Source organism: Sorangium sp. So ce590, from assembly GCF_051521365.1.
GTDB lineage: Bacteria > Myxococcota_A > Polyangia > Polyangiales > Polyangiaceae > Sorangium.
The window spans coordinates 210425-229851 of sequence record NZ_CP150346.1 but is presented as its reverse complement, the minus strand read 5'-3'; the positions used below and the strand labels follow the sequence as shown (position 1 = coordinate 229851).

The 19427-nt window shown below is 70.5% G+C and carries 13 protein-coding genes; 9 read left to right on the top strand and 4 right to left on the bottom strand.

Going from position 1 to position 19427, the window contains the following annotated elements:
- Positions 1 to 50: 50 nt before the first annotated feature.
- Positions 51 to 1787 carry a glycoside hydrolase family 43 protein gene (locus WMF28_RS00835; protein WP_437600090.1) on the top strand — a complete coding sequence of 579 codons (1737 nt, stop codon included), beginning with the start codon at positions 51 to 53 and terminating at the stop codon, positions 1785 to 1787.
- Positions 1788 to 2069: 282 nt separating this feature from the next.
- Positions 2070 to 3638 (top strand): PAS domain-containing protein, encoded by a 1569-nt coding sequence (locus tag WMF28_RS00830; RefSeq protein ID WP_437600089.1) that lies wholly within the window; start codon positions 2070 to 2072, stop codon positions 3636 to 3638.
- Between the two features lie 60 nt (positions 3639 to 3698).
- On the opposite strand, the gene WMF28_RS00825 is transcribed toward WMF28_RS00830, so the two are convergent.
- Complete coding sequence (locus WMF28_RS00825; RefSeq protein ID WP_437600088.1) at positions 3699 to 5051, bottom strand: serine hydrolase domain-containing protein; 1353 nt, start codon at positions 5049 to 5051, stop codon at positions 3699 to 3701.
- A 500-nt stretch (positions 5052 to 5551) separates the two neighbouring features.
- Between WMF28_RS00825 and WMF28_RS00820 the strand changes: the two genes are divergently transcribed.
- Both WMF28_RS00820 and WMF28_RS00815 read left to right on the top strand, forming a co-directional pair.
- Positions 5552 to 6115 carry a hypothetical protein gene (locus WMF28_RS00820; protein ID WP_437600087.1) on the top strand — a complete coding sequence of 188 codons (564 nt, stop codon included), beginning with the start codon at positions 5552 to 5554 and terminating at the stop codon, positions 6113 to 6115.
- Positions 6116 to 6193: 78 nt separating this feature from the next.
- A complete protein-coding gene (locus WMF28_RS00815; protein WP_437600086.1) occupies positions 6194 to 6589 on the top strand; it encodes a type II toxin-antitoxin system PemK/MazF family toxin in 396 nt (131 codons plus the stop codon).
- Between the two features lie 38 nt (positions 6590 to 6627).
- On the opposite strand, the gene WMF28_RS00810 is transcribed toward WMF28_RS00815, so the two are convergent.
- Together WMF28_RS00810 and WMF28_RS00805 are read right to left on the bottom strand one after the other, a co-directional pair.
- A complete protein-coding gene (locus WMF28_RS00810) occupies positions 6628 to 7680 on the bottom strand; it encodes a protein-glutamine glutaminase family protein (RefSeq protein WP_437600085.1) in 1053 nt (350 codons plus the stop codon).
- A 282-nt stretch (positions 7681 to 7962) separates the two neighbouring features.
- Positions 7963 to 8814 (bottom strand): dienelactone hydrolase family protein, encoded by an 852-nt coding sequence (locus WMF28_RS00805; RefSeq protein WP_437600084.1) that lies wholly within the window; start codon positions 8812 to 8814, stop codon positions 7963 to 7965.
- A gap of 168 nt (positions 8815 to 8982) precedes the next feature.
- On the opposite strand from WMF28_RS00805, the gene WMF28_RS00800 reads away from it, so the two are divergent.
- On the top strand, positions 8983 to 10311 hold the full coding sequence (locus WMF28_RS00800) for an amidohydrolase (protein ID WP_437600083.1): 1329 nt from the start codon (positions 8983 to 8985) through the stop codon (positions 10309 to 10311).
- A gap of 95 nt (positions 10312 to 10406) precedes the next feature.
- On the opposite strand, the gene WMF28_RS00795 is transcribed toward WMF28_RS00800, so the two are convergent.
- Complete coding sequence (locus WMF28_RS00795; protein ID WP_437600082.1) at positions 10407 to 10922, bottom strand: GFA family protein; 516 nt, start codon at positions 10920 to 10922, stop codon at positions 10407 to 10409.
- Positions 10923 to 11206: 284 nt separating this feature from the next.
- On the opposite strand from WMF28_RS00795, the gene WMF28_RS00790 reads away from it, so the two are divergent.
- The 4 genes from WMF28_RS00790 to WMF28_RS00775 all read left to right on the top strand — a co-directional run bounded on the left by WMF28_RS00790 (position 11207) and on the right by WMF28_RS00775 (position 19321).
- Complete coding sequence (locus WMF28_RS00790; protein WP_437600081.1) at positions 11207 to 14626, top strand: AgmX/PglI C-terminal domain-containing protein; 3420 nt, start codon at positions 11207 to 11209, stop codon at positions 14624 to 14626.
- 736 nt (positions 14627 to 15362) lie between these two features.
- Entirely contained in the window at positions 15363 to 16583 is a 1221-nt protein-coding gene (locus tag WMF28_RS00785; protein ID WP_437600079.1) for an IS4 family transposase, read from the top strand.
- A 187-nt stretch (positions 16584 to 16770) separates the two neighbouring features.
- Entirely contained in the window at positions 16771 to 17922 is a 1152-nt protein-coding gene (locus WMF28_RS00780) for a hypothetical protein (RefSeq protein WP_437600078.1), read from the top strand.
- Positions 17923 to 18448: 526 nt separating this feature from the next.
- Positions 18449 to 19321, top strand: a complete 873-nt coding sequence (locus WMF28_RS00775) for a single-stranded DNA-binding protein (protein ID WP_437600076.1) — start codon at positions 18449 to 18451, stop codon at positions 19319 to 19321.
- Positions 19322 to 19427 lie beyond the last annotated feature (106 nt).

Here is a 19427-nt window from a genome sequence, read left to right as displayed (position 1 = left end):
GCCCGAACGGCCGTGATCGACGGCTCCGGACCCCAACCGATCAGGTGAACATGCATTCCTCACGAAAATTGTCGATAGCGGCATGGCGCGGGGGCGCGCTCGTCCTGGCCGGGCTCTTCGCGAGCCCTTCCGCGCTGGCCGATTACCCCATCGCCTCGCACCGCTACCTCGCCGACCCGGCCTCGCTGGTGCACGACGGGCGCATTTACCTCTACTGCTCGAACGACGACGACAGCGTCAAGGCGGACGGCTCGGACGACGGCTACAAGATGGCCTCGATCGTGGCCGTCTCGAGCAGCGACATGAAGAACTGGACCGATCACGGGGAAGTGATGCGCATGCCCCGTGACGCCTCCTGGGCGAACCTCTCCTGGGCCCCGGCGCTCACGGAGCGCAACGGCACCATCTACATGTACTTCGGCAATGGCGGGTCCAATATCGGCGTCGCCTCGAGCGACAGCCCGACCGGACCGTTCAAGGACGCGAAGGGCAGCGCCCTGATCACGTCGAGCACACCCGGCGCCTCGGGCCCCAACATGTGGCTCTTCGATCCGGGCGTCTTCGTCGACGACGACGGCCAGGCGTACCTCTACTTCGGCGGCAACGGCGAGCAGAACGCGCGCATCAGCAAGCTGAACGACGACATGGTGAGCGTCTCGGGGTCGGCCATCGCGCTCACGGTCCCGTACTTCTTCGAGGCCGCCTGGATGCACAAGCGCGACGGCGTCTACTATCTGTCGTACTCGACGAACCCCGCCAACGGCATACGGATCGACTACCTCACGAGCAAGAGCCCCACGTCCGGCTTCACGTACGGTGGCACGGTGGCGCAGCAGCCGCCGAAGAACAACAGCGACAACAACCACGCGGCGATCTTCGAGTTTGGCGGCTCCTGGTACCACGCCTACCACAATCGCTCCGTCGCCAACGACGCCGGAGAGCCCACAAGCTATCGCCGGAACCTCGCGCTGGAGTCGCTCACCTACAAAGCCGACGGCTCGATCGTGCCGGTGACCTACACGACGGACGGGCTCAAACAGATCGGGCACCTCGACCCGTACGCGCGCGTCGAAGCCGAGACCTTCAACGCACAGAGGGGCATCGAGACCGAGCCCTGCGAGGAGGGCGGGATGAACCTCGCCAACATCCACGACGGAGACTGGGTGCGTCTCCGTGGCGTCGACTTCGGCGAAGGGGCGGAGAGCTTCAGCGCGCGCGTCGCGAGCGCCGCGGCGGGAGGCAGCATCGAGCTCCACCTGGATGCGCCCGACGGCATGCTCGTGGGGACCTGCGCGGTCGAAGGGACGGGGGGCTGGCAGACGTGGAGCGATACGTCGTGTGATGTCGACGGCGCCACCGGCGTGCACGACCTTTATCTGGTCTTCACCGGTGGCGAGTCGTACCTCTTCAACGTGAACTCCTGGCAATTCTCGCCCATCGGAGGCGAGGGAGCCGGCGGGGCTGGCACGGCTGGAAGCACCAGCGGCGGCGGCACCGTCAGCGGCAGCGGCAGCGGCAGTGGCGGTGGCGGTGGAGCCGGCTCCGGCGGAGGGTCCACGGTGGGTACGGGTGGGGCTTCGTCGGGCTCAGCGCCGCCCGCCCAGACGTCGGGGGGGACCTCCGGCGGGGAATCAGGCGACCCAGCCGGTTGTAGCTGCCGCTCGGCGAGCCGCGCCCCGTCCGGGAATGCCCTCGTGCTGACAGCGCTGCTCGCGGCGTCCCTGGGGCTCCGGCGGCGCGACCGAAGGGGGCGTGGCCCGGGAGCGATGAGCTCGAATCTGGGATAAACCGCACGTCGTGCCGCTCGTCGTGGCCCCCACAGACAACCATGTCGGTCGGCGGCGCGCTCCTGCCGACCTCGGCGCCAGCGGAGGTGGTGACGGCGGCTCCGGACGCGACGCCCGCTCCGTCTTTTCGGTGGAGAGGCTCACCAGGGGGTGCAGAATTTCACGATCGGAGCGATGATGCCCTCGGGGTGAGCCTCCAGGACAGCGGGCCGCGATCGGCTCACGCGGAAGGCTCGCCGGGGTGGATTCGTGAATACGGCAGCTGAAGACAGAGAAGAGAGGGTGTGCATCGATCCGCGGCTGCTCGTCGAGACCCTGGACGACCCCGCGCTCGTCATCGACGCGCGGGGCGCCGTCCGGTGCAAGAACGAGCCGCTCGCGCGGCTCCTCGCGGGGCCCGGGGCGCCCATGCTGCCGCTGTCGCCGGAGGGCGATCGCGTGCTCTTGCCGCCGGCGCCCGCGGCCGTCGACCTCGCCTGGCTCCAGGCGCTGCTCTCGGGCGAGAGCGACCGGGGCGAGAGCGACCTCCCGGGAGAGGGCTCCGGCGCGCCGCGCTGGGCGCTCCGCGGGCTCTCCTGCACGATCGGCGGCGGCCGCGGCGCGCTGCTCCGCTTCATCGATCTGGACGAGCGCCGCGCGCGGGAGCACCAGCGCCGCTGCGTGCAGGTGATCGAGACGATGCAGCTCGGCTGCGCGTTCCTCTCCCTCGAGACCCCCGCAGATGACCGGTCGCTCCGCTACGTCTACATGAACCCGGCCTCCGCGCGGCTCGCCACCAGGCCCATGGCGGAGCTCGTCGGACGGACCGTGGACGAGAGCGCCCCCAGCCTGCGCCAGCTCGGCATTCCTCAGCTCCTGGCGGAGCTGATCCGCAGCGGCCGCTCCGCCGAGGACGAGCTGGTCCTCCCCCCGGAGGCGGGCTCGCGCGTCATCACGACCTGGTCGTTTCCCGTGGGCGATCGGGGCCTCGCCGTGATCTACGACGACATCACCGAGCGCCGGGCGACGGAGGAGTCGCTCGAGCGCGCGCGCATCCTCCTCGACGGCATCATCGAGAACCTCCCGCTCATGCTCTTTGTCAAGGACGAAGCGGAGCTCCGCTACGTGCGGGTGAACAAGAGGTTCGAGGAGTTTCATGGCCACGCGCGAGAGGACCTGATCGGCAAGCGCATCGCTGACTACTTGCCGCAGGAGGTGGCCGACAAGATCGACGCCGAGAGCCGCGCCGTCCTGGCGGGGGGCGTGCCGGTCGAGATCCCCGAGCTCCGCGTGCCCTCGGCGCGCTTCGGGGAGCGCATCTGCCACTCCCGGTGGATCCCCATGAAGGACTCGAAGGGCAAGGGGTGCTATCTGCTCGGGCTCGGCGAGGACATCACCGAGCGCAAGAAGATCGAGGACGCCAAGCGCCACGAGGCGATCCTCCTCGAGACCCAGCGGCGGCTCCTCGATCTCATCCAGGAGCTCTCGACGCCGAGCATCCCCATCCACCCGGGCATCCTCGTCGTCCCGCTCATCGGCCAGATGGATAGCTCCCGCGGCGCTCAGCTCATGGAGTCGCTCGTCGGCGCGATCGAGCGGCACCATGCCGAGTTCGTCATCATCGACATCACCGGCGTCACCTCGGTCGACACCGCGGTGGCGAACCACCTGCTCCAGGCCACGCGCGCCGCGGCGCTCCTCGGGGCCGAGTGCAGCGTCGTCGGCGCCTCGCCCGGCATCGCCCGCACCGTGATCGACCTCGGCCTCGATCTCGGCAACCTCACCACGCACCGGGACCTGGAGGCCGGGTTCCGGCACGCGCTGGCGCGCAAGGGGTATGTCATCGCGCCGCGCGCGGCTCGAAGGGCCTGAGGCGCGGCGCGGTCCGGGCGCTTCCCGCCGCCGGAGAGGCGCAAGGGCGCGCCCGGGGGCTCACTCGCACAGCGCGGCGTCGACGAGGTCGAGAACGTCGAGGTAGGCCTGATCGGCGGCCCCTTCGCCGTACAGGAAGTACGGCAGCACCGTGACGGCGACGGTGATGGCGCGGCCGTCGTCGGTGACGCCGCCGCGGGTATGGTAGCCTGGGATGTCGCCGCCGTGTCCCCAGACGAGGCCGCCGCAGCTGAGCGGGGTGCTGACCACGCCGAGGCCGTACCGGGCGCCGGGCCACATGGCGGCGTCGACGGTGGTGCGCAGCTCCTCGAGCTGCGCCGGCTCGAGGAGCTCGCCGCCGAAGAGGGCGAGATAGAAGCGGTTGAGGTCGCTCGGGCTCCCGATCACCTGTCCTGCGGCCCATCCCCAGGACGTGTCCAGCTCGGTGACGTCTTGCAGCGGTTCCAGGGGCACGTCCGTGTGATAGCCCTTGAGATGGCACCCCTTCATGCTCTGCTCGCCGACGCCGGGGAGATAGGTGCTGCGCAGCCCGATGCGCTCGATGACCCGCTTCGTGATCTCCTCGTTCAGCGGGCGGCCGGTGACCTTCTCGATGATCAGGCCGGCGAGGACATAGTTTGTGTTGCTGTACGCCCATTCGGAGCCGGGGGCCTTCGCCGGCTGCGACAGCCCCATGTCGAGCAGAGCGTGGGGATCGAAGTAGGTGTGCTGCACCGGGAAGACGCCGCCGGCGAGGAGCACGTCGTCGTAGTCGGCCAGCCCGCTTGTGTGCTGTAGCAGCTGCCGAACCGTGATCTCGCGGCCGTCGATGCCCTCGCCGCGGACCAGGTCCGGCAGGTACGTCTCGACCGGCGCGTCGAGGTCGACCTTGCCCTCGCCGACGAGCTGCAGGACGACCACGGCGGTGAACGTCTTGCTGTTGCTGCCGATGCGCACGAGCCCGTCGACAGGCACCTTCGCCTGGGTCTCCAGATCGCGGACACCGGCGGCGTAGTGACGGAGTTTCCCGTCGACGTCACGGACGGTGGCCAGGACGGCGGGGTACTTGCCGTCGCCGAGGCGATCCACGGCCTGCTGCACGGGGTCGTCCGGGTCGGTGTTGGCGCCGTTCGTGGACTCGTCGGTGCACTCGCCCCACGGGTCGCCGCCGCCGCTGCCGGCGCCTTCGCCGCCGCTGCCGCCATCGCCGCCGCTGCCCGCGTCCTCGCCGCCGCCGCTGCCGCCATCGCCGCCGCTGCCGGCGTCCTCGCCGCCGCTGCCGGCGTCCTCGCCGCCGCTGCCGGCCTCGGTGCTCGCCGGCGCCCCGCCGCCGTCGGAGCAGCCCGCGAGCAGGGCCGAGGAGCCGAGCAGCGTCGAGACAAGGACCGTCGAGAGGACGTTTCGCAAGCGCATCGCGGCTGCGCCGGCAACATGCGTTCGCGGAGAAGTGAAAGGAGGGTGCAGGGAATTCATGATCGGCTCCTGGTCGTGTGCGGGCGCCCTCGGGTCACCGCCGCGCGCCGTCGGCTCGCGCCGCCGGGCATCACTGCGTCGGTTGGAGAGCTCCGTTCGTGTGCGTGACTCTGTTCCCGGACTCGCGAGGATCGTTCATGCCCAGAGGCGAGATTCTCTTCAAAACGCCACCGGCGCCGGGCAGGGCGTCATCGGCGGCGGCGCTCGCCGCCGAGCTGGCGGAGCTGGCGGCACGCGTGGCGGCCGCCAGGTCCCGGGGCGCGGCGAGGGCCGCGAGATCCGGCAAAAACGCCGCGGCACGCCGCTCGCAAAGAGCGCCTATCGAAACGCCGCGAGGGCCGACCTCGCGCTGGCCTCGCCGTTGCGGGACAGCGCAAAGGCCCGGACGCGGCGTGATAGCTCGAGCCGGCGCCGCGCGTCGCGCTCGGATGGAGGCACGCATGTTGGTTCATCGCTCTCATCGCTCCCTGTTCCTGCTTCTCCCTGTCCTCGCGCTCGCCTGCTCTGCCGCGCAAGGCGCCGCCCTGCCGCGACCGGAGAGCACCGCTCCTCGGCAAGACGGTGCGGGGGCTCCGGCCGGCTCGACCGGCGCGAAGCGCTTCGTCGACGCCGGGTCGTACTTCACGAGCGCGGCCGAGATCGACGCCTGGTACGGGCTGCTCCGCGTTCTGGACGACGACTTCGACGCCGTGTGCGGCGACACCTTCTGCGAAGGAGAGTACAGCAACTACGAGCCGCTTCGATTCCGTTGCTCCGTCGAGGAGCACGCCGGGACGATAGGCAGCTGCGTGTGGGTCTTCGCGGCGAGCAACGAGGAGATCCTCCCTTCCACGGGCGATGTGGAGGTGGACGCCAGGGTCTTCCTCTGCGAGATGCCCGTCGCCCCGGAGACCGCCGTGGTCGACCTCGTGAAGGCGCTCTCGGCGCCGGTGGATCGGGCGATCGACACCGCGCTCCCCGGGACGGACAGGTCGCTGTACGACGGCCTCGTCGAGTGCCTCTGATAGCAGCCCGCCGGCATCGGCCGGCGGGCTCATAATTCTTGCAATGCCGCATTCTTCAGGCCAATTTCGCGAGCGCACATGACGGCGAGCGCAGAAGAACCAGCGGACACACCTCCGGTGAAGATCAACCGCGGGGACGTGTTCTGGATAGGGCCAGATGACTCGCGAGGGCCTGCCCCGAGCTACTCCCATCCCCACGTGGTGGTCCAGGACGACCTCTTCAACCACTCGCGCATCACGACCGTGGTCGTGTGCGCGCTGACGTCGAACTTGCACCGGGCGAACGAGCCGGGGAATGTCCTGCTCGACGTGGGCGAAGGGGACCTCCCCAGGCAGAGCGTCGTGGTCGTGTCGCAGATCTCTTCGGTCGACAAGGCCCGCCTGGGGGAACGGATCGGGTCGCTGTCCGACACGCGGGTGGAGCAGATCCTGGCCGGCCTGCGATTCCAGCAGGTGTCGTTCTTCGGGCGGTAGATAGCTCGACCGCCGGCGCATGTGCCTGGTCCTCCGGATCACTCGATCGTCAGGGACAGGGGCGGGCTGGCGTGCGCTCCGTTCGACGCCGTCACCTGGTAGACGCCGAACGGATACTCCTGCTCGATCAGGATCCTGCGCTTGTTGATCTCGGAGATGGGAGCCAGCTCGTCGATACCGTTCCCGGTAATGCGCACGGTCGTCAAGCCCGGGACGAAGTTGTCTCCGATGACGTAGATGGGATACCAGACGGGCATGTCGGTCCGGTCCGACGCGAATCGCCGGAGGGTCGGCGGGAGGTTCGGGTCGGGCGCGGGCTCGGGCGGGCAGGTGGTTACCCACGGCGGGCAGTCGCCGAGGGAGCGGTACGGGTCGCGTCCGAGGAGCTCCTGAACTCGCCATTCGGAGACCAGCCGGATGCGTATTCCTTCGTAGTCGGACGCCATGCTGGGAAGCGACGGCGCCACGGGCTCGGCCGCGAAGCACCCGTCCCCGAGAGCGTGATCGCGGCACACCGCCATGTCGGCCTCGCCGGCGACGAACCGAGAGAGCCACGCCGCGATCGGGAGAGGCCCAGCCGGCTCGATGGCAGGGTCGAGGACCATGAGCTGCCCGCCGACCCGGACCACGGGCGCAACGTGGCCGCTCCACGACACTTCTCCGTCCGGCTCGTTCTCGGTTTGCAAGGTCAAATCCCCGGTCACCCTGGCAAACCAGGGCGTCGGATAGTCCCACTGGTGGAGGAAGTAGGCCGCCGCCGGGGCCCGCTCCTCGCAGCCGTTCTCAGGATCGAGCCAGGGAATCCGCCGCGGAAACCCGGGTTGCGCCGGCAAGGCGAGCTCCGGATGCCGCGTGTCACGGATCGCGGCAAATCCATGGCTCAGCTGCGCCTCGGTCCAGCTGGGGACGCAGTCGACCGGCAGAGCCTCGAGCGGGCCCTTGAGCTCGTTGTACGCGTGTGGACCGTCGAGCAGCGGGCAGCTCCCGCTCCCGGCGCTTCCCTGGAGCGGCGCCTCCACATCCGAGCGCTCGAGGTCGAGCTCCGGCTCGGAATCGGGCCCTCCGTCGCCGCCGCACGCCGACGAGGCCATGGCCATTGCCGTGATACAGAATAATTTCGCCAAAGCAAGATACCGCTGTCTCATGAATTTTCTCTCCGAGCGTGCGAGATACGAGCCGTCTCGAGAGACTGACCCGCATGAAAACCTGACGGTTGGCTGGTGGATGCCGGCAGCCTCGGTCGTCCTTCACGCGAATCGCCCCGACTGCGTCGTTTTCTTGCTGTGCGTGACCACGCGTCGCGAGGAGAGTGCCCGTCGTGCTCGAGCCCGCCGACCCGCCCTGGGGCGAGCGCGTCGCCGAGCGCACGTCGTTCAGGCGTTGATCGAAGTGACCAGCAGCTTGTCGCGAAAGAGCTGCAGGACGCGGTCGAGCGCGGCGCGCGTCGGCTCGCCCGGCGCGTCGATCAACGCGCCGGTGAGCACCGAGTGATGCTTCCTGAGGGGCCCTTCGGGGTGCCCGTCGGCTTGCTCCAGCTCCACGGCGACGAACCCGTCGCCGAGGCGCTCGCGAAGGAGCTGGAACCGCTCCTCCGGCACCAGGGGATCGCCCTTGAAGCGGAGCCCCATCACCCGGAGGCCCTCTCGGTCGCAGCGCTGCGCCACCGCGTCGAGGGTCGCAGGATCGCAGTCGACGGATCGCCGCCGGCTCTTCGTGAGCGGGAACGGGAGCGAGGGCTGCGACATGACGGGCGCCAGCACCCGAGCGTCTGCGGCCATGGCGAGCGCGAACCCGCCGGTGAAGCACATCCCCACGACGCCCACGCCCGGCCCGCCGCAGCGCTCGTGCTCCGACGCGGCGAGGGCCCGGAGCCAGTCGACGACCGGCGAGGAGCGCCCCGCCGCGAAGCAGGTGAACTCCTTGCTGATGCAGGCCTTGGCCATCGTCGAGAGGCCGTAGAGCACGCCCGAGAGCCTGGGTCGCAGGGGGTCGCGGCCAGCGGTGCCGAAGAGGTCGGGCAGCACGGCCGTGCAGCCGAGCGCCACGACCCGGTCCGCGAACCCGAGCACCTGGGGAGAGATGCCCGGCATCTCGGTCAGCACGAGGACCGCGGGGCCCTTCCCTTTTCGATAAACATCGCGCGTCTCTCCGTCGCGCGCGACGCGCTCGCGCTGGAAGGTGGCGAGATCGCCCTCGGGCGCCCTGGGTTGGCTCGGTGCGGTCACGGCGACACTGCATCACAGCACGCGCGCGCGGTAAAGCCTGGGGCACATCTACGTCCCGGACGCCGCACACCCGGTGCTCGACGGCATGAGCCCACGGCTCAGACCACGACAGGCCCACGTGGCCGGCGCGGGCCTTGAGCCCTCGCGCGAAGAATGATTTAAAGCATCATGCCGTCGATCCTCATCAAGGCCGCCGATGTGATCACCCTCAACGACGCGGGCGATGTGCTCCGCGGCGTCGATATCGCGATCGAAGGCGGTGCGATCGTCGCCGTCGGCCAGGCGCCCCCCGGCTTCCTCGCCGGCGAGGTGCTCGACGGCACCGATCTTGTCGCCTTGCCCGGCCTCTGGAACGCGCACACGCACGCGGCCATGACGTTCGTGCGCGGCTTCGGAGATGACCTGCCGCTCGATCGCTGGTTCAATGAGAAAATATGGGTCGCGGAGCGCGCCCTCACCGCAGACGACGTCGAATGGGGCGCCTATCTCGCCGCGGCCGAGATGATCCGGAGCGGCACGGTCGGCTTCGCGGATCACTATTTTCATATGCACCGCGTCGCCGACGTCGTCGAGAAGAGCGGCATGAAAGCGCTCCTCGCCTGGTGCGTCTTCGGCCTCTCCAGCGAGGTCGGGGCGGATCTCTCCGGGGCCGTGGATTTCGCCCGGCGCTTTCAGGGCGCGGCCGGCGGCCGGATCAAGACGTGCCTCGGCCCGCACGCGCCCTATACCTGCCCGCCCGAGTTCCTCAGGAGCGTCGGCGAGACGGCGCGCAAGGAGGGCCTGGGCATCCATATCCACCTCGCCGAGAGCGACGAGCAGGTCGAGGCATCGCGGAAGCGCCACGGGAAGACGCCCCCCGCGCTCCTCGACGCGCTCGGGCTCCTCGACGTCCCCGGCCAGAAGCTCGCCGCCCATTGCATCTCGGTGACCGAGGAGGACACAGCGATCCTCGCCGGCCGCGGCGTGAGCGTCGCGCAATGCCCCGGCTGCCACATGAAGCTCGGGATGGGGGTGACGCCCGTCCCCGCGCTCCTCGCCCGCGGCGTGAACGTGGCGCTCGGCACCGACGGCCCCGGCTCGAACAACAACCTCGACATGCTCGAGGAGGCGCAGCTCGCGGCCCTGTTGCAGAAGGCGCACCTGCGCGACGCCGAGGCCCTGCCCGGCGACGCCGTGCTCCGCCTGGCCTCGCGGAACGGCGCGCGGGCCCTGGGCTTCGAGGCGAGCGGCGTCATCGCCCCCGGCGCCGCCGCCGACATCATCCTCTTCGACTTCCACCGCCCTCACCTCCGCCCTCGCAACAGCCTCGTCGGCAACATCGTGTACTCGGCGAGGTCCAGCGATATCCGCCACTCCATCATCGCGGGCCGGCTCGTCATGAAGGACCATGAGCTCCTCACGCTCGACGAGGAGCGGATCCTCTGGGAGGCGGAGCGCCGCGCGTTCGCCATGCTGGCCCGCGCGAGGGGCACGGCGCTGCGCGAGTACAACGGATGACGTGATCCATCGGGCCATCTCCGTGTTCGCCCGCGCGGCGACCGTCGTCTGCGAGAGGGCGGCTCCCGGCCGATCGATGGGTCGGGCGCCGCGCCTCATCGACGAAGCAGCATCGCGATCTTGGCAGCGACGAGCTTCGCGACGAACCTGAGGGGGAAGGTCGAGTAACTGGGCACATCGCTCGGGACATCGCCATTCCCCGGCTTGAACTTCGTGTTGATGCGCATCTGCAAGGGCGGAGCATCTCCCTCGAACCGCGCTCGGTACACCGAAACCCAGTGCGGCCCGCCATCGAACCGGAGGAACATCGCTGAATTGCAGCAGGCGGCGACGACTCGGCTCGTTGGCGACGTCTCTCTGATCTTGTGGCCCTGCAAGAGCTGGTCTCCCTTCGAGCATCGGAGGCGATCCTTCCGGTAGAGCAGGTATGCGGTACCGCCGTCGGGATCTCGAACGGGCAGCGCATCCGGCAGCGCTTCGATCTGACGGGCGCCTGCCTGGCAATCGTCGCAGTAGCAGGCGGCGCCGAGGATGGGAGCGCCGGTGGCCTCGAGCTCGACGCTCCCGCATGAGCACCGAGCGGTCGTGATATGTTTCGCCGGTTCAGACATCCGTCAGTCCTGTCCTGGTGGCGCCCAGCGACGTGGGCTTCTGTTGCTCGCGGTGCGCTGGCATCGACCCAAGGTAGGCGGGCCGGCGGGCGATCATGGCGTCGCAGCGTAGCTCAAAGGCTGGCGCACGCCGGCAACCGGCGGTGCTCGATGCGGAGGCCGGCGACGACTCGACCGCGGCTGCGACGGGAACCTCCGGCCCGCCCGGCTGTCGATCCCCCTACCCCACAGCCGGCGGGCCCGCGTTCAGGCGCGACCCGCCGTGCCACGACCGGAGACCCCCCGTGCGAAGCTCCCTCCTCCGCGGCCGCGCTGCGCTCGCCGCGATCGCCGTTCTCGTCCCCGCGCTCTCGAGCTGCGCCGACAGCACCTCGCCGCCCGCGACACCCGGCTCGCTCTCGCGCGGTCCCGAGCCCGCCGCGCCCGCCGTGCCGCCCCTCGCCCTCGCCGCGCGCCGCCCCGAGGCCCCGCCGATCCAGCTCACCGCTGCCGACGGCACGGGGCTGCGCCTCGCCGCCCTCACCGGCCGCGCGGTCATCGAGGCGCCGCTCGCGCTCACCGAGCTGCACCTCACCTTCGAGAACCCCGAGGATCGCGTGCTCGAGGGCACCTTCCGCGTCACCCTGCCGCCCGGCGCGAGCCTCGGCCGCCTCGCCATGAGGATCGGCGATCGCTGGCAGGAGGGCGAGGTGGTCGAGCGCCAGCGCGCGCGCGAGGCGTACGAGGACTTCCTCCATCGCAAGCAGGATCCGGCGCTGCTCGAGCAGGCGGCGGGCAACGAGGTGAGCGCGCGGGTGTTCCCCATCCCGGCGCGCGGCGTGAAGGAGATCGTCCTCTCGTATTCCCAGGAGCTCCGCCCCGACGCGCCCTTCACCGTCCCCCTGCGCGGCCTGCCCGTGATGAGGCGCCTCGACCTCGAGGCCACCGTCGCGGGCGCCGCCGCGCCGATCCACGTGCTCAAGCGGAACGACGCGGCGCCCGACGCCGATTTCGCGGTGGATCCCGCGCGGCTCGGGTCGATGGAGGCGCGGGGCGGCCTGCGCAGCGGCGAGCTCGTGCTCGCCCGCGTGCGCGCACCGGTGGAAGCGCGGCCCGATCCGCTCGCCTCCGCCGTGATCCTCGTGGACACGAGCGCCTCGCGGGCGCTCGGCCTCGACGAGCAGCTCGGCCTGCTCGCGGCCGTCGCGCAGGCGACCGCGCGGGCAGGCGGCCCGGGCGCGCCGCTCACCGTCGCCTGCTACGACCAGACCGTCACCCCGATCTTCGACGGCCCGGCCTCGGCGTTCGGCGAGGCGGAGCTCCGGCGCATCCGCGAGCGGCACGCGCTCGGCGCCTCGGATCTCGGGCGCGCGCTCCGCTGGGCCGGCGAGCGCGCGCCCGCCCGCGGGCAGCGGCGCGTCGTGCTCCTCTCGGACGGCATCGCCACCGCGGGCGAGGTCGCGCCGGGCGCCCTGCGCGGCGCCGCGGCGGCGCTGCGCGACGCGGGCGTCGAGCGGCTCGACGCTGTCGCGCTCGGCGGCATCCGCGACGAGGCCGTCCTCCGGCAGCTCGTCACGGCGGGCCTGCCGCGCGACGGCGCCGTGATCGACGGCGCCCGCGGCGTCGCCGAGCTCGACCGGCGCCTCGCCTCCGCCACCCGCTCGGGGATCGCCGTGAACGTCGAGGGCGCCCGCTGGGTCTGGCCCCGCACGCTGGACGGCGTGCAGCCTGGCGACGAGGCGCTCGTCTACGCCGAGGTGCCCGCCGAGCTGCCGGTCCGGATCACGGTGGACGGCCGCACCACCGCGCCCGATCTCCGCGGCGTGGAGCGCCCGCTGCTCCAGCGCTCCTGGGCGCGGGCGAAGATCGACGGCCTCCTCGCCCGGGAGACGTCGGGCGGCGACCCGACCGCCCTCCGCAGGCAGATCATCGACCTCTCGATCACCCACCGCGTGCTGAGCCCGTACACCGCGCTGCTCGTGCTGGAGACCGAGGGCGACTACGCGCGCTTCGACATCGCCCGGCGCGGCCTCGCCGACATCCTGACCGTGGAGGGCGGCCGCGTCTCCGTGCAGAAGCGCTCCTGGCCGCCGGCCCAGAAGCCGCAGCGCGCCGCGCCGCCCGCCCGCCCGGACGCCGAGACTTCCCTGGGCCAGACCGCGGCCCTGCGCCCGCCCCCCGCGCCGCCTGGATCTCCTCCCGGCGCGCAAGCCGAAGCGTCCCTCGGCGCGGGCGGGCTCGGGCTGTCGGGCATCGGCGAGGGCGGCGGCGGCCGCGGCGAGGGCATCGGCCTCGGCGCGATCGGCACCCTGGGCCACGGGGCCTCCGCGCCCGCGCCGAGCGCCGCGCCGACCGCGGGCGCCGGCCAGGGCTTCGGCAGCGGGCACGGCCGCCTCGGCGGCCGCCACCGGGGCGCGGCGCCCTCGGTCCGCATGGGCGCCGTCCAGGTGAGCGGCCGCCTTCCGCCGGAGGTGATCCAGCGCATCGTCCGCCAGAACTTCGGCCGCTTCCGCCTCTGCTACGAGCGCGGGCTCCAGCGGAACGCCGGCTTGCAGGGCCGCGTCGCCGTGCGCTTCACCATCGACCAGCGCGGTGCGGTCGCGAAGGCGCGCGACGACGGCTCCGATCTGCCCGACGGGGCCGTGGTCTCCTGCGTGCTCCGCTCCTTCCACGCGCTGAGCTTCCCACCGCCCGAGGCCGGGAGCGTCGACGTGGCGTACCCGATCCTGTTCGCGCCGCCGGACGCCCCCGACGCCCCCGACGCCTCCGACGCCGCCGCGCCGCCGCCAGAGCCGCCGAGCGAGCCGTATACCGGCCGCTTCAAGCGGATCCAGGACCTCCTCGCCCGGGGCGACGCGCCGGCCGCGGTGCGCGACGCCTCGGCCTGGCGCGCCGAGGCGCCCGGCGACGTGCTCGCCCTCGTCGCGCTCGGCGAGGCGCTCGAGGCCGCGGGCGACGCGCCGGGCGCCGCCCGCGCGTACGGCTCGCTCATCGACCTGTTCCCGGCGCGCGCCGACCTCCGCCGCTTCGCCGGCGGGCGCCTCGAGCGCCTCCCGCCCGGCGCGGGCCTCGATCTGGCGGTCGACACCTACGAGAAGGCGCGCGAGCAGCGCCCCGACCACCCCTCCAGCCACCGCTTGCTCGCGTTCGCCCGCCTCAAGCGGGGCGAGCACGCCGCCGCCTTCGACGCGCTCGCGGCGGGCCTCGAGCGCCGTTACCCGCCGGGACGCTTTGCCGGCGTGGAGAGCGTCCTGCGCGAGGACCTCGGCCTCATCGCCGCGGCGTGGCTCAAGGCGGATCCGGCGCGCCGGGCGAGCGTCCTGGGCCGGCTCGCGAAGGCCGGCGCCGCGCTCGAACGGGCGCCCTCGCTCCGCTTCGTGCTGAGCTGGGAGACCGACGCCAACGACGTCGATTTTCACATCCGGGACGACCGCGGCGGCCACGCTTCCTACGAGAACCCGACGCTGCCGGGCGGCGGGCGCCTCTATGCCGACGTCACCACCGGCTACGGGCCCGAGTGCTTCACCATTCGCGCGCCCCGGGAGCAGCGGGCCAGCCGGTACACCCTGCAGGCGCATTACTATTCGCGCGGCCCGATGGGCTACGGCATGGGCAAGCTGCAGATCGTCGATCACGACGGCAAGGGCGGCCTGAGCTTCGAGGAGCGGCCCTTCGTGGTGATGATCGACCGCGCGTTCGTGGATCTCGGCGCGGTCACGCGCTGAAGCGCCGGAACGCCGCTGCTCTCCAGTCTCGTTCCGTGCATCAGCAATTCCCGGCGGGACGATTCCGCGGGAGCGAACCGTCGCGATCCGGTGCTTTGCCCGGGTTTCAGCGAGGCGTTACGACGCATCGCAGCCCGTCGGTGGGCGTGGGCCCAACCCGGGCCCAACGAATAGGCGTTTGCGGGACTGCGCCTGAGCAACAGAGGCGGCGAGGTCCCGGCGCAGTCCCGCAAACGTCGGGTTGAACGAAGCCGGACGGGGCGCTGCAAAACGGCGCGGGAGGGCAGCGAGGCCCGGTCCAGTACCGGCATGCGCCTTGCTCTTAAATACGGGGAAATTGCTGAAGCAGCGGGATCTGCGGGCAGACCTCAAGCGGGGCACCCGGGCGGGTATCAAAAAATCTGCGGCAGTATTCCCGTCGTGGTTTGCGGAAGCCGTCGACACTTTGCCCGACCTACGGTCGAGGTGCTCCGATAGCAGTGACGCCATGCCACCTCCCACGATCCTGAGGGATCCCCTCATTTTCGTGGCGGAAATTAGTGGTCGCAGAGAGCTGCTCCACGGTCGGCATGCGTAGGTCCATTGGTGACATGAGTCATCGAAATCTTGAGCTTCATGGACCTCGAAACGAATAATTGTGCCGTGCGAGTGAGAAATCGTCGTCGCTGACCGGAATATATATTGGTAGGAGGCGACCAGCGAGCCTAGCGCATGCGCCGTTGGTCCGAGCGACATCATGACGACTTTCGCGAAGAACGCGCATCAGCCTGCCACACATGACTCCGCACCTGCGCCATCTACGCAGACCAATCGCCCGAAAGTCGACCCGAAGTACATCCAGACCTTCGTCGAGAATTTGTTCGGCGATGACCTGCACGCGATGCGCGTCCTGTCGCTCGCGAACGGCGTCGTTGGCGTCCTGCACGCGGCGGTGCTGGCCATCCATGCCATCGGCCAAGCGTATGCGAAGGTCGCAAACGTCAAGCCGAAGAGTGGGGTCAAGCAGGTCGACCGGCTGCTGAGCAATACCGGCATCGACGTGTTCCATTCCCTGAAGTCGTGGGTAGAGTTCGTGATCGGGGTCCGCAAAGAGATCGTTATCGCGTTGGACTGGACGGACTTCGAGAAGGACGATCACACGACGCTCTGCGCCTACCTTGTGACGCGGCATGGTCGTGCCACGCCGCTGGCATGGAAGACGGTGAAGAAGTCCGCGTTGAAAGGCACTCAGAAGGACCACGAATACGAGCTCATCGAGTGGCTCCACGGGGCCATCGACGAGACGGTCGAGGTCATTCTGCTCGCCGACCGGGGCTTCGGCGATCGCAAGCTCTACGACTTTTTGGAGTTCATGGGCTGGGACTTCGTAATCCGCTTCCGCGGGGGTATCGTCGTCGAGAACGCGGCCGGGGAAGCGAGGTCCGCCAGCGCGTGGGTGCCGACGAGCCGCCGCGCCACGATGCTGCGCGAGGTGCGCGTCACCGCCGACCGCGCGAAGGTCCCGGCCGTCGTCCTTGTCCACGCGCCGAAGATGAAGGAGCCGTGGTGTTTGGCCACAACGCTTTCGGGCCGCAAGGCGGGCGATATCGTCAAGCTCTACGGCAAGAGGTTCACGATCGAGGAGACGTTTCGAGACATCAAGGACAACCACTTCGGGATGGGCCTCTCCGCCACGCACATCCACAACGCCGACCGGCGCGATCGCCTGCTGCTGCTCGCGGCCATCGCCCATGCACTCTTGACGCTGCTCGGCGCTGCGAGCGAGGAGGCCGGCCTCGATCGGTATCTGAAGGTCAACACCGTCAAGCGCCGCACACATTCGCTCTACCGCCAGGGGCTCTACTGGTACGACTGCATTCCCACCCTGCGCGAGGACTGGCTTCGGCCTCTCATGACGGCCTTCGATCGCATCGTCCGGGAGCACGCCGTCTTCCGCGAGATTTTCGGCATTATTTGAGGGGATTCCCCAGCCCACGATCCCCAAAGCCAATCCGAGGTCACCCGCCGTAACTGCGAGGCCCAGCGCTCCGCCACACCCGGCCTCCGTCGTCCAGCCCAGGGCGCGGCCGGCGGCCCCCGCACCGCACCCGGCGCACCCGGCCACCATCGCGCAGACGAAGCCGAAGGGCGCTCCCGCGCACGGGGTGAAGCCACCGCACCCGGCCACGGTCCAGCGCAAGCAGCCACCGCACGCGGCCACGATCCAGCGTAACGAGCAGCCGGGCAAGCAGCCACCGCACGCGGCCGCGGTCCAGCGCAAGCAGCCACCGCACGCGGCCACGGTGGCGCGGTTTCGGCCTCCGCACCCCGCCGTGGCGCAGCCGCAGCTCGCTCGGCCGCGCGATGGCGGGGCCGTGCAGCGCGCCGACGTGGTGCCCTCCCTCACGCTCACCATCCTGGGCGAGGGAACAAACGGCAACGAGGCGGAGGAAGAGCTCTACAACGTCGGTCAACGGATCTGCGTCCGGGTGGATGTCAACGATGCGGTGTTCCAGTCGGCCCAGTGGACGCTCGGCGGCAACCCCATCGCCGGATATGTCGCCGACAGCATTCTAGGCTCGATCATCGAGCTCGACGACGACGATCTCGAGGCTCAGATCGTCACCTTCTACTGGACCCGTCCTGGTCAGTACCAGGTCAGCGTCGCCGTGACGACGGCCGACGGGGGCCAGCTCCAGACGGCGCGGGCGTGCGACGTCGCCGGCCCCGTCGCCCACCGGGCCGACGGCCACACGCCGGGAGGTGTCGACATCAGGACCATCGACGAGACGGAGTACATCGTCGCGGGGAGCCCGCACGGACCGCACGGGATCGATTTCGTGTTCGAGTTCCAGAACCCCAACCTCACCGGATCGTTCAACGGCATCCAGGTCTTCACGCGGTATCACCTGGAGATTCACCCCGATCACGGGCAGGCGCTCATCGTCGACGGGGCGAACAACAGGAACTACCTCGACAGCGACGTTCCCTACGGGGACTCCGTGGACATCGAGGCCGGCGTGGGGCGGTGGGAGGCCAGCGACAGCCCGGCTCAGGGGTTCGACGACGACTTCGCCCAGATACGGTTCGAGCTCGACGCGGACATGTACCTCGTCTACCGCCCCGTCGGCCCCAATGCCATCTGGGTGGCCATCGCGCGCGTGGGCTGGGAGCTCCGTGCCTACGCGAGCAAGCACGGCGACGTCTGGCAGCGTGACGTCGGCTGCCGCTGCGAGGTCGTCCTAGAGAGCGACGACTACCAAGCCCTCCCCGAGTGGGAGGCCGAAGCGAGCACGCTGCTAGACCTCGACGATTGAGGGATCCTCGCCCCGGGGGATAAGACGAACAAGGCCGATCGCGGGGAGCTGCCCCGCTGCGGCGTCTCCGCGACGAGCAGCAGGCAGTTGGCCGCGAAGTCGAGATCATCCAGCGCGGAGGTGACGCTGTCGAAGAGGCGATATCCCTTGTAGCGGAGCGCCGATGCGATGCAGATCGTCAATCGACGTCGCGGGGCGGACGCTGACCCGCTGGCTCATCTCGAGGAGCTGGTCGTGGCTCATGGTATCGCCGCTCCCGGGAGCGAGACCTCCGGCGCCCCGCGCTCCGTGGGGAGCCTCGGGGGGGAGAGAGCGAGAACCGAGACCGCCGCCCCTGTCAAGCGCCCCGTCGAGCGAGGGCGCCGAGCGAGGGGGCGCCGCCCGTCGCCCCCCGATCGCAGCAGAGCCGGCCAGGCCGGTGACGCAGCGCCTGCACCTTGCCCTCGCCGGGGCGAGCTTCTCGGCGTACAGGGACCCCCTGCACTGGGCGAGGGCGTGCGTACCTCCTCACGAAAGGGTCGCTACCATGGACGGTTTGAATCGCGTGATGCTGCTCGGAAACCTCGGCGCCGACCCCGAGCTCCGGTTCACGCAGAGCGGGCAGGCGGTGCTCAACATGCGCCTGGCCACGACGGAGACGTACCTCAACAAGGACAAGGAGCGCGTCGAGCGCACCGACTGGCACAACGTCGTCGCGTGGGGCAAGCGCGGCGAGGCGCTGGCGAAGATCCTGACGAAGGGATCGTCGGTCTTCATCGAGGGCTCGCTCCGCACGTCGAGCTACGACGACAAGGACGGCAACAAGCGCTACAAGACCGAGATCAACGCCAACAACATCATCCTCACCGGCCGAGGCAAGGGCAGCGGCAGCAGCGACGAGACCTTCGTGCCCGATGGCGGCGGGTACGAAGCGGAGGGCGAAGGCTACGGCGGCGGCGGCGGCGGCGGCGGCGGGTACGCGCCACGCGGCGGCGGAGGTGGAGGCGCGCCCCAGGCCGGCGGATACGCCCGCAGCAGCGGCTCCTCGGCGGGCGGCTCCGCCGCCAGCGCGGGGGACTTCGAGGTGAAGTTCGGTCGCGACAAGGGCAAGCGGATCAGCGAGGTCGGGGATCTCTCGTGGCTCCGCGGGGCGCTGGAGAGGGACCTCGCCGACGGGTCGAAGGCCCAGTTCCACGAGAAGGCGCGCGGGCAGCTCGCGGCGATCGACGCGGAGCTGGCGCGGCGCGCGGGCAGCGGCGCGCGATCGATCGCGACCGGCAGCGGCGGGGGGCGAGCGCCGGCCGGCGGCGGTGGGAGCGCGCCTCGCGGGGGACGCCCGGCGCCGCAGGAAGCGCCGCCGGCCGACGACTACGACACTGGCGGGGGCGGCTTCGGGAAGGACGACGACATCCCGTTCTGATCGCCGGGAGACAAAGCCAGCGCTCCTTCGCCGCGAAGCTCCGCCAACGAAGCATGCCAGAGGCGCTCTCGAGCGCCGGATGGCGTTGGCCAAAGTTGACCCAGGA

Bases quoted from the DNA above. Each gene is read 5' to 3' on its own strand.
- WMF28_RS00775 (WP_437600076.1), top strand. From the start codon at position 18,449: ATGGACGGTTTGAATCGCGTGATGCTGCTCGGAAACCTCGGCGCCGAC.
- WMF28_RS00795 (WP_437600082.1), bottom strand. From the start codon at position 10,922: ATGTCTGAACCGGCGAAACATATCACGACCGCTCGGTGCTCATGCGGG.
- WMF28_RS00800 (WP_437600083.1), top strand. From the start codon at position 8,983: ATGCCGTCGATCCTCATCAAGGCCGCCGATGTGATCACCCTCAACGAC.
- WMF28_RS00820 (WP_437600087.1), top strand. From the start codon at position 5,552: ATGTTGGTTCATCGCTCTCATCGCTCCCTGTTCCTGCTTCTCCCTGTC.
- WMF28_RS00810 (WP_437600085.1), bottom strand. From the start codon at position 7,680: ATGGCCTCGTCGGCGTGCGGCGGCGACGGAGGGCCCGATTCCGAGCCG.
- WMF28_RS00825 (WP_437600088.1), bottom strand. From the start codon at position 5,051: ATGCGCTTGCGAAACGTCCTCTCGACGGTCCTTGTCTCGACGCTGCTC.
- WMF28_RS00815 (WP_437600086.1), top strand. From the start codon at position 6,194: ATGACGGCGAGCGCAGAAGAACCAGCGGACACACCTCCGGTGAAGATC.
- WMF28_RS00835 (WP_437600090.1), top strand. From the start codon at position 51: ATGCATTCCTCACGAAAATTGTCGATAGCGGCATGGCGCGGGGGCGCG.
- WMF28_RS00785 (WP_437600079.1), top strand. From the start codon at position 15,363: ATGACGACTTTCGCGAAGAACGCGCATCAGCCTGCCACACATGACTCC.